This window comes from Mailhella sp., from assembly GCF_057866825.1.
This window is the reverse complement of record NZ_DBMAHT010000072.1, coordinates 1-9,415: the sequence shown is the minus strand read 5'-3', so window position 1 is coordinate 9,415 and position 9,415 is coordinate 1. Positions and strand designations below refer to the sequence as shown.

At 61.5% G+C, this 9,415-nt stretch carries 8 protein-coding genes and 1 pseudogene; 6 read left to right on the top strand and 3 right to left on the bottom strand.

All coding sequences use genetic code 11. The features are described from left to right. The 6 genes from ACZM96_RS07495 to ACZM96_RS07470 all read left to right on the top strand — a co-directional run. A partial coding sequence (locus ACZM96_RS07495; RefSeq protein ID WP_489488278.1) for an FHIPEP family type III secretion protein occupies positions 1-1,560 on the top strand: 1,560 nt, incomplete at its 5' end. Between the two features lie 10 nt (positions 1,561-1,570). Next, on the top strand, positions 1,571-1,831 hold the full coding sequence (sctS, locus tag ACZM96_RS07490; RefSeq protein ID WP_294486092.1) for a type III secretion system export apparatus subunit SctS: 261 nt from the start codon (positions 1,571-1,573) through the stop codon (positions 1,829-1,831). Positions 1,832-1,982: 151 nt separating this feature from the next. Beyond that, positions 1,983-2,801 carry a type III secretion system export apparatus subunit SctT gene (gene sctT / locus ACZM96_RS07485; protein WP_489488276.1) on the top strand — a complete coding sequence of 273 codons (819 nt, stop codon included), beginning with the start codon at positions 1,983-1,985 and terminating at the stop codon, positions 2,799-2,801. Continuing rightward, positions 2,798-3,841 (top strand): type III secretion system export apparatus subunit SctU, encoded by a 1,044-nt coding sequence (gene sctU, locus ACZM96_RS07480; RefSeq protein ID WP_489488274.1) that lies wholly within the window; start codon positions 2,798-2,800, stop codon positions 3,839-3,841. The genes sctT and sctU overlap by 4 nt, the downstream gene beginning before the upstream one ends. Before the next feature lie 7 nt (positions 3,842-3,848). Then, positions 3,849-5,129: a sigma-54 interaction domain-containing protein gene (locus tag ACZM96_RS07475; RefSeq protein WP_489488272.1), complete on the top strand. Its 1,281-nt coding sequence runs from the start codon at positions 3,849-3,851 to the stop codon at positions 5,127-5,129. Then, the gene (locus ACZM96_RS07470; protein WP_489488270.1) at positions 5,126-7,081 is read left to right on the top strand and encodes a PP2C family protein-serine/threonine phosphatase; all 1,956 of its coding nucleotides are present in this window, start codon (positions 5,126-5,128) and stop codon (positions 7,079-7,081) included. The genes ACZM96_RS07475 and ACZM96_RS07470 overlap by 4 nt, the downstream gene beginning before the upstream one ends. A 366-nt stretch (positions 7,082-7,447) precedes the next feature. Here the strand turns inward: ACZM96_RS07470 and ACZM96_RS07465 are convergent, their stop codons facing one another. The 3 genes and pseudogenes from ACZM96_RS07465 to ACZM96_RS07455 all read right to left on the bottom strand — a co-directional run. Continuing rightward, positions 7,448-8,116, bottom strand: coding sequence for a GNAT family N-acetyltransferase (locus ACZM96_RS07465; RefSeq protein ID WP_489488268.1), 669 nt, complete (start codon positions 8,114-8,116; stop codon positions 7,448-7,450). Further along, positions 8,113-9,093 carry an alanine racemase gene (locus tag ACZM96_RS07460; RefSeq protein WP_489488266.1) on the bottom strand — a complete coding sequence of 327 codons (981 nt, stop codon included), beginning with the start codon at positions 9,091-9,093 and terminating at the stop codon, positions 8,113-8,115. Before ACZM96_RS07460 ends, ACZM96_RS07465 begins: the two co-directional genes overlap by 4 nt. After that, positions 9,093-9,415: pseudogene (locus ACZM96_RS07455) on the bottom strand (MFS transporter); the annotation flags it as partial. The pseudogene ACZM96_RS07455 and the gene ACZM96_RS07460, both read right to left, overlap by 1 nt.

The following is a 9,415-nucleotide window of genomic DNA, read 5'->3' as shown; positions in this document are numbered from 1 at the left end:
AACCGCGTGCAGCTCGAAAGCCAGATGTACGGCGCCATGGACGGCGCCATGAAGTTCGTCAAGGGCGACAGCATCGCGGGCATGATCATTGCCGTCATCAACATTGTGGGCGGCACCATCATCGGCATCACGCAGCACGGCATGACGGCCGGCGAGGCCCTGCACACCTACGGCATTCTTACCATCGGCGACGGTCTGGTTTCGCAGATTCCGTCGCTTCTGGTGTCCATTTCGGCCGGCATTCTCATCACCCGTTCCGGCGACAGCGACGACAACGTGGGCGCGCAGATAGGCCAGCAGTTCTTTGCTCAGCCCAAGGCGCTGCAGATGGCGGGCGGACTCATTTTTCTTTTTGCGCTCATTCCGGGTTTCCCCAAGCCGCAGCTTTTCACCCTGGCGTTTGCCGTGGGCGGCTTCGGCTACGTGCTCGAACGCCTGGCCTCGGCCCCCGAAAAGCCGGACGGCAAAGCGGAACTGGCCCGTTCCCTGGCTCCGGCGGCGGAGAAGAAAAAGCCCAGATCCGCTTCCGGTCCGCAGGACGATTTTGCGCCCACCATTCCCATCATTCTGGACATCGCGCCGGACATCGGGGAATCCATGGATTACGATTCGCTCAACAGCGAACTTTCCGGACTTCGCCGCGCGCTGTACTTCGATCTCGGCGTGCCGTTCCCCGGCATCAACATCCGTCCGAACCCTTCGCTTCCCTCGCTGGGCTACGTGCTCAATCTCAATGAGATTCCCATGGCGCGGGGCAAGCTGGAAAAGGGCATGGTCATCGTGCGGGAGAAGAAGGTCAATCTGGACCTGCTCGGCGTCTCGTACCGGGAAGGCGAGCCCTTCCTGCCCGACGTGGATCCGCTGTGGGTGGCCGAGGCCGACATGGCGCGTCTGGACCAGGCGGGCATAAGCTGCATGCCGCATGCCCGCATTCTGGCCTATCATCTTTCTCTGCTGCTTTCGCGGCACGCGTCGAGCTTCCTCGGCATGCAGGAGAGCAAATACCTGCTCGACCGCATGGAGGAACGCGCTCCCGATCTGGTGCGCGAGGTGACGCGTCTTCTGCCCGTGCAGCGCATTGCGGAAATATTCCAGCGTCTGGTGCAGGAACAGATTTCCATCCGCGATCTGCGCAGCATTCTTGAGGCGCTCATTGAATGGAGCCCCAAGGAAAAGGACGTGGTCATGCTCACGGAATACGTGCGCAGCGCCCTCAAGCGTCAGATAAGCTACATGTATTCCCGCGGGCAGAACATGCTTCCGGCCATACTCATGGATCCCTCGCTGGAGGAAACCATACGCAAGGCCATCCGTCAGACGTCGGCGGGCGCGTTCCTGTCGCTGGATCCGAACACGTCGCAGCGCATCGTTCAGGCAGTGGGCGAGGCCGCGGGCAAGTACAAGGGCAGCACGCAGAAACCCGTGCTCATGGCGTCCATGGACATCCGGCGCTATGTGCGGCGTCTTATCGAAAGCAAGTATTACGAGCTGCCCGTCATGGCCTATCAGGAAGTGACGCCGGAAATTTCGGTGCAGCCCGTGAGCCGCATCAGAATATAGGGGAAAGGGCATGAACAGCATTGCCATGGATTATGCCTCGCAGGCGCTGTATCTCGTGCTTGTGATTTCTCTGCCGCCCATCGTCATCGCCTCGGTCATCGGCATCGTGCTCAGCCTTGTGCAGGCGGTGACGCAGCTTCAGGAGCAGACGCTCACCTTCGGCGTGAAGCTCATTGCCGTGGTGCTGACGCTGTTTTTGCTGGGCGGCTGGATGTCGGGGCAGATACTGCGCTATGCGGATGAAATCTTTACCCGTTTTTATCTGCTGTGAAGGGTGCGGCGTCTGATGCGCGCGGCTCGGAAAGGGCGCAGCAGTGCTGGAAGAGCCACTCTGCGGGCAGAGGGCGCTGACGGCCTTCTGACGTAAGGCGCAGACGGGCGCGCGGGCGCAGAAGTCGGAAAAGTTTGGGGAGCGGGAAATTTTGGATACCGGTCTGTTCTGGGGATATTCGCTGCAGGAGCATCTTCTGGCGTTTCTTCTGGGAACGCCGCGTCTTTTCATGCTCATGCAGACGGCGCCGTTCATGGGCGGCACGCTGGTGACGGGGCAGCTTCGCTTCACCATCGTGCTGGCCTGCTACATGGTGCTGCACCCCATGCTGCTGGCTCAGATTCCGCTCTGGGAAGGGCTGTCGCTCGCTTCGGGCCTGCATGTGGGGGCGCTCATTGCCAAGGAAGTGTTTCTCGGCATGCTCATGGGCTTTCTTGTGGGCATGATGTTCTGGACCATCCAGTGCGCGGGCTTCTTCATCGACAACCAGCGCGGCGCGGGACAGGCCACGGAAACCGATCCGCTGGCCGGAGAGCAGACGTCGCCCACAGGTTCTTTCTTTTTTCAGAGCGCCGTGTACGTGTTCTTTTCCACGGGAGCATTCCTGACCTTTCTCGGCGTGGTGTACGCCAGCTATGAATTCTGGCCGGTCGCGTCCCTGCTGCCGTCGACGTTTTTTCAGCAGCCGACGCTGCCGCTCTTTTTTGCGAAAAAGGTGAGCGATCTTGCCCTCGACATGGTGCTGCTTTCCGGGCCCGTGGTGGTGGCCTGTCTGCTCACCGACATTTCGCTCGGCCTCATCAACCGCTTCGCCTCGCAGCTCAACGTGTACGTGCTGGCCATGCCCGTGAAGAGCGGCCTTGCCTCTCTGCTGCTTATTTTCTATTTCAGCATGCTCATGACCGGAGCGGTGAGCATGTTTGACTCCTTCGGTTCCGATTTGCGCTATCTGCAGGTGCTGCTGCCATGAGCGACGAAAAAACAGAACAGCCGACACCGAAACGATTGCGCGAAGCCCGTGAAAAGGGCGATGTGTGCCGGAGTCAGGACATCGCTCCCGCGCTGACCACGCTGGCGGTCGGAGTCTATCTTGCCGCCAATGCCGGGAACATTTTTTCTCTGCTCAGGGACATGGTGCTTCTGCCCATGGAGTTCATCACGCTGCCTTTTCATGAGGCCATGGCCAGGGCGGTGCCTCTGGTCGTGCATTCCTCGGTCATGCTGGTGGCTCCGGTGGTGGGCATAGTCATGGGCGTGGCCCTGGCGGGAACGCTGGCACAGACGGGCGTGCTCTTCGCCTTCAAGGCCGCCATGCCCAAGCTGGAAAACCTGGATCCCAAGAAGTGGTTCCAGAAAGTGTTTTCCATGAAGAACCTGTTTGAGCTCGTCAAGAATCTCATCAAGGTGGGCGTGCTCGGCGGCGTGGTGTTCTTCATTCTTAAAAAATACCTGCCCATGCTGTTCGGCATGCCCGAAAGCGGCATAGGCGCCATGTGGACGGTTGTCGGCGCGGCGGTCAACTCTCTGGTGCTCACCGCCGCCGGAGCGTTCTGCGTCATTGCGGCGCTGGATTATCTGTATCAGCGCTACAAGTACAATCAGAATCACATGATGAGCAAGGACGAAGTCAAGCGGGAATTCAAGGAAAGCGAGGGTGACCCGCACATCAAGAGCAAGCGCAAGCAGCTTCACAAGGAAATGCTTGCCCAGAACTCCCTCGACAACGTAAGAAAGGCGAAGGTGCTCGTGACCAACCCCACCCATTATGCCGTGGCCCTGGATTACGAAAAGAACAGAACGCCGCTTCCCGTGGTGCTGGCCAAGGGCGAAGGACTGCTGGCCAAGCGCATGATGGAAGTGGCAAAGCAGGAGGGCATTCCCATCATGCGCAACGTGCCTCTGGCCTGGGCGCTGTATCGGGACGGCACGGAAAATGCGTATATTCCCCAGGATCTCATAGGTCCTGTGGCCGAAGTCCTGCGCTGGGTGCAGAGCCTGGAACAAAAATAAGGAGATTGTGACGGTGGAGGAAAAGAAGACGGACAGTCTGCTGCCGTTGCTGACGGATCTTTGCGGGGCGCTGGCTCTGGGACAGCATGCCGATACGGACAGGCTCTTTGATCTTACGCGCGCGGGCTCCGGCCCGGACGAACTGGTGCGTCTGGCCGAGGCCTTCGGCATGATGCTGGTGCGCGTGGAGGCGCGTGAGTTTCAGAATTCGCAGCTCATTCAGCAGCTCAGAACGAAGAACGCCGAACTTGAGGCGCTGCACAAGGTGCTCGTGCAGAAGAACGATGAACTGCAGAAGAGCGTGGAGGCGCTGTATTCTCCGGGAAATGGCATCATCGGCCAGAGCGAGCCCATGCGCCGGGTGTTTGAGCTTGCGCGCTCCATTGCGCGTCGTCCCATCAACACGCTCATTCTGGGGCCCACGGGCACGGGCAAGGAAGTGCTGGCCCGGTACCTGCATCATCAGTCGCCGCGCAGCCGCGGACCGTTCATTGCCGTGAACTGCACGGCCATACCGGACACGCTTTTTGAAAGCGCCATGTTCGGCATAGAAAAGGGCGTGGCCACGGGAGTTTCCTCCCGCAAGGGCCTGATAGAGGAAGCGAGCGGCGGCACCCTGTTTCTCGACGAGCTTGCGGAAATGAGCCTTGCCAATCAGGCCAAGCTGCTGCGCGTGCTGGAGCAGCGGGAAGTCGTGCGCGTGGGCAGCGCGCATCCCATTCCTGTGGACATTCTTCTGGTGTCCGCCACCAACGTCAATCTGGAACAGGCCGTGAAGGAAGGGCGTTTTCGCGAGGATCTTTTCTATCGCGTCAATGTGGTGGAGCTGCGTCTGCCGCCGCTTTGCGAGCGCGGAGACGACATTCTGCTGCTGGCGCAGTCTTTTCTTGAGCGCTACTGCGCGGAAATGGGGCGGGAGCGGCTTTCGCTTTCCCCGGCGGTGCAGGGACTTCTGCTGCGCTACGCCTGGCCGGGCAACGTGCGCGAACTGAACAACGAAATGAAGCGCGCCGCCGCGCTTACGCCGGGCAATGTAGTGGAGCTTTCCCATTTGTCCAGCCGCATTCTGGAGTCGGAAGCGGGCAGGGACTATCTGTGCCGTCAGGAAAACGCCGTCAGGCGGGGACTTGAGGAGCTGCCGCTCAATCTTCAGAAGGCGGAAGCGATGCTCATTCGCCGCGCGCTGGAAGAGGCGGGCGGACGCAAGGTGAAGGCTGCGGAAATGCTCGGCATCACCCGCGAGGGCCTGCGCAAGAAGCTCCAGCGCATGGCGGAGGAAAATCTATGAACTTTTCTCTGCGCAGAAAATTGTTTCTTCTGGTCGGGGCGGCCATCAGTCTGGCGGCCGTGCCCATCATTTTGTACAGCCGGGCGAGCCTGCTGGAAAGCGGCATGGAGAGGGAAAGGGAAGCCTTTGTCAACACCGTCATGCTGGTGGAGGACGGGCTCAGCGTCCGGTATCTGAACCTGCTGACTTCCGAGGTGGAGTCGGTGCTGCAGTCCAAGAAGGATCTGCGTCAGTATGCCGTCCTGATGCGCGACATGCTGCTGCAGGAGCGCACCGACGGGGAGAAGACCAGTCTTGAGCGCTGGAGTGCGGCGCTGAACGCCGAGGGCCTGAGCCTTGCCTTTTACGACATGAACGGCAAAGCCGTGTTCGGGGGCAGGCTGACGGATCTCGTTCTGGCTGACGGAAGGCAGGATTTTAAGGGACAGTCCACGCACTCCATGCTGGAGCACCGTGAGGCGGTGGCCGACGGTCAGTTCGCCGTTGTGCGCGTGCCCGGAGAGGCCGGACAGGAATTGCCCGTGCTTGTCTGCTTCATGCCGGTTCGGAACAGGGGCACGCTGGTGCTGGCCGCTCCCGTGGCCGACGCGGAAAAGAGTCGGAAGCAGCTGGAAAGCCGCATGGCGCTCGGCATTCAGGAGCGTCTGGACACGCTGGAGCTGAGTCGGGGGGCGTCCATTTCCGTTGTTTCGTCCGACGGGCGCGTGCTGGCGGGCAAGGGCGATCCCATGCAGCTCGCGTCGATTCCCAGGGAGGTGCTGGAACGGGCAGGCAGGGGACAGGCGCAGGAAGGAGATACGGAAGGCTCGGAGAATCCCGTGCTGTATCGTCTGGCTTATTTCAAGGCCATGGACTGGTACGTGGCGGCCGCCATTCCGCTGAGTTCCATCAACGGCCCTGCGGAAATGCTGACCCGGCATTTGTTTGCGGTGGCGGCCGTGCTGCTGGCGCTGAGTCTCATGCTCATGCTGGTGCTGACCATGCGCATCATTGCGCCGCTGCGTCTGCTCACGCGCAGGGCCAGGGAGATAGCCCGCGAAGATTTCAGTTCCGAGCGGGGCGTGGGCTTTTCCGACGATATCGTGGAAGGCCTGTCCGTGGACAGAAAGGATGAAGTGGGACAGCTTGCCGGGGCCTTTGCGCACATGGTCAAGGCGCTGGATGAGAACATCCGCCGTCTGGTAGATACGCTGGCGGTTCGTCAGCGGCTTCAGGGCGAACTGAACGCCGCCCGCGACATTCAGATGGGCATACTGCCTCCGCCGGACGGTGCGCCGAAAAGTCTCGGCTACTCGGCAGCGGCGTTTCTGGAGCCGGCCAAGGAAGTGGGCGGCGACCTGTACGACTTCTTCACCGCGCCGGACGGTCGGCAGGCCGTGGTCATCGGCGACGTGTCCGACAAGGGCGTGTCCGCGGCGCTGTTCATGTCCATGACGGTCACGCTGGTGCGCTATGCGCTGGCGGAGGGGCTGTCGTGCTCGGAAGCCATGCTGCGCATCAATGAGCGCCTTGCGGAAAACAATCCTTCCTGCATGTTCGTCACGCTGTTCATCGGACTTTTTGATCCCGCGACGGGCCGTCTGGACTACGCCAGCGGCGCGCATTGTCCGCCCTTTGTGGTGAATCCGAATGCCGATGTTCCGGTGCGCATGCTCACGGAAACCAGCGGACCGCTGGTCGGCGCGATGCCGGGGCTCGACTATGAGGCGTGTCACGCCGTGATTGCGCCCGGCGAATACTGCCTGCTGTACACCGACGGCGTTTCCGAAGCCATGAACGAAAAATTGGAGCTTTTCGGCGAAGAGCGCATTGCCGCCACGCTGGAACACTTGCGCGGGGCTTCTCCCGACGAGGTGCTGCACGGCGTGATGACGGCAGTGAAAAAGTATCGCGGCAAGGCCCCGCAGTCGGACGACATCACCATGCTTTGTTTCCGTCGCGCGCCCGAGTGATCCGGCAGAGCTCGGCCCTTGCGTCGGACAGCGGGCGAGAGGGAACATCGTTTTTTGTCAGGAAGGGAGCGGCGTCGGTCGGGCGTCGCTCCCTTCCTGACGAAAAAGACTGCGCTCCGCCATCGTGCAGGGCAAATGCGGGACAGGTTCGCTGAGGCCGGGCTGACGCCTCGGGACTTTTTCCGTAACGCGTTCTCCGGAGGCGTAGTTTCCCAGTTCAGCACAGGCAAAGTCGGGCCCTTGTTTGGCGCAAAGCGACCCGGAGCGGACGGCAGCAGCAAGCTCCGCGTGTTTTCGGCGCGGGTGGGGGAGACGGCAGACAGGGCATTGCCGTCCTGCCTGTTTCGGGGAAGTGGATCGGCGTTTTCAGGAGAAGATGAGAGGGCGATACTCCACGGCGGCGTGTTCGCCGTCCGGCAGCGGGAGCACGGCCGTGCCGGCAAGTCCGGCCTTCAGCAGAGCGCAGTTGCGCGCCGTGTCCAGCGCGTCGGCAAGTTCCGGCTTGGCGTCTTTTGAAGGAGTGCCTCCGCTCATGAGAATGTAGCGCGGCTTGCCGCCGTATTTCAGGGCGAAGCCTCGGAGGTACAGGTCGAGACGGACATGGAGGCGGAGACTGGCGGCGTTTCCCGGCCACACCGTGGCCATGGAAATGGTGCGGCCGCAGTGTTCGGTGAGGCGCATGTTTTCGCGGATCAGCCTTTCCGCCAGTCCCTTTCCGCGGATGTCCGGCCGGACGAAGACGGATTCCAGATGCCGCACGTCGGCCAGCGCATTTTCGGGAAGAGACATCGAACGGCCGAGATTTTCTGGATCGTCGGGAGCGGGAAAACGTATGATGCTTGCTCCGGCGAGTTTGTTTTCGCCGTCAAAGGCAAGAAGAATATGGCCTGCCCCCTCGATGATGGGCTTGTAGAATTCTCTGTCGTCCGTGGCGAACATGTCGCGGTTAGGCAGACGCTGCTCCACGGCCTTTTCCAGACGAACGAGTTCGTCCAGATCGTCGGGGCCGGCACTGCGCATGAGAAAATCGTTCATGAGTCCTCCTTGACGAGAACAAGTCCCTGCGACGAGAGCGCCCGGGAAAGCGCGTGGTAGTCCAGCCCGAAGGAAAGATTCATGCCCTCGCGCACGCGTTCCGGGCAGTTCGTGACGTCGAAGGCGGCGTACGCGGAGGATGCTCCGGCGCACGTCATGCCGGGAAAAGGAGGAATCAGACATTCCGGCGCGGTGTGAAAGGTCCCCGTATCGACGAGCGCCATGAGGCGGCCTTTCTTGACGCGGCATTCCAGAACCGTGGTTTCCAGCCGGAAGGCGTCCTGTCTGGCGTCGGGAACGGCGCGGCCGGAAAGCGGATACAAGCCGAGCGTCACTCCGGTTCCGCAGCGGATTTCCCGCACGTCCGCAGGAAGGCTGTTGTGTTCGGCAAATTCCAGCATGTCCGTGCCGCCTGCGGAAATGTCGGCGTCCGGCAGGCAGAGGGGACGGATGGAATCGAGCGCGTTGAGGGCGCAGGCAAGCTGTGCCTGTCCCGGCGCTTCCGAGCTCAGGCAGGCGAAATTGACGCTGATCCCGCGCAGGGGAAAGCCGCAGCGCCTGATTTCTTCGCTCAGGGCAGGAAGTTCTTCCGGTAGAACCCCGTCTCTGCTGTCTCCGACTTCCAGCGAGATGCGGAGCTGCGGCGTGCGGCGTCGTGCCTGCGCCAGCGTGCGGACGACGAAACGGGAATCGACGTACACGGCATCGCATTCGGACGTTTCGGCGGCCGACAGGGGCGAGGGCGCATAGACGTGATGGATTTCCATGCCGCTTGGTCGGGGAAAGGCGTGATGCGGCCAGACCACGAGGCCGAGCCTGCGCACGGAGCTTCCGCGAAGAATGTCGGCAACAAGCTGCGGATGCAGCGGCGCTTCCTTGAATACGAACATGCACGACGCGCCTGCCTGACGGCAGCGTTCGCTGACCACGGCGAGATTATGCCTCAATGCGGCGGGACGTATGAACAGACGGGGCATCAGGATTCCTGTGAATGAGTCTTGCGGGAAAAGCTGAGTGCGGCAAAAAGCAGGGCGCAGCAGAGCGTGAAGACCGCAAGAATGGTGAGACCGGTTTGCGCGTTCCACACGGACATCATGATGCCGAGGCTCAGGGGGCCGAGCACCTGTCCCACGCGCATGGCCACGTTGTAGAAGCCCATGGTGCGGGCGCGGCCGAAGCGCTGCGCCGCAGGAAGCGAAAGGGCGTAGGGGCCTTGTCCGTTGGCGGCAATGGAGGTGTTCAGGGCAAGAAGAGCCATGCTGATCACGGCGGCGGCAATGCCGTGGAAGACCACCAGCG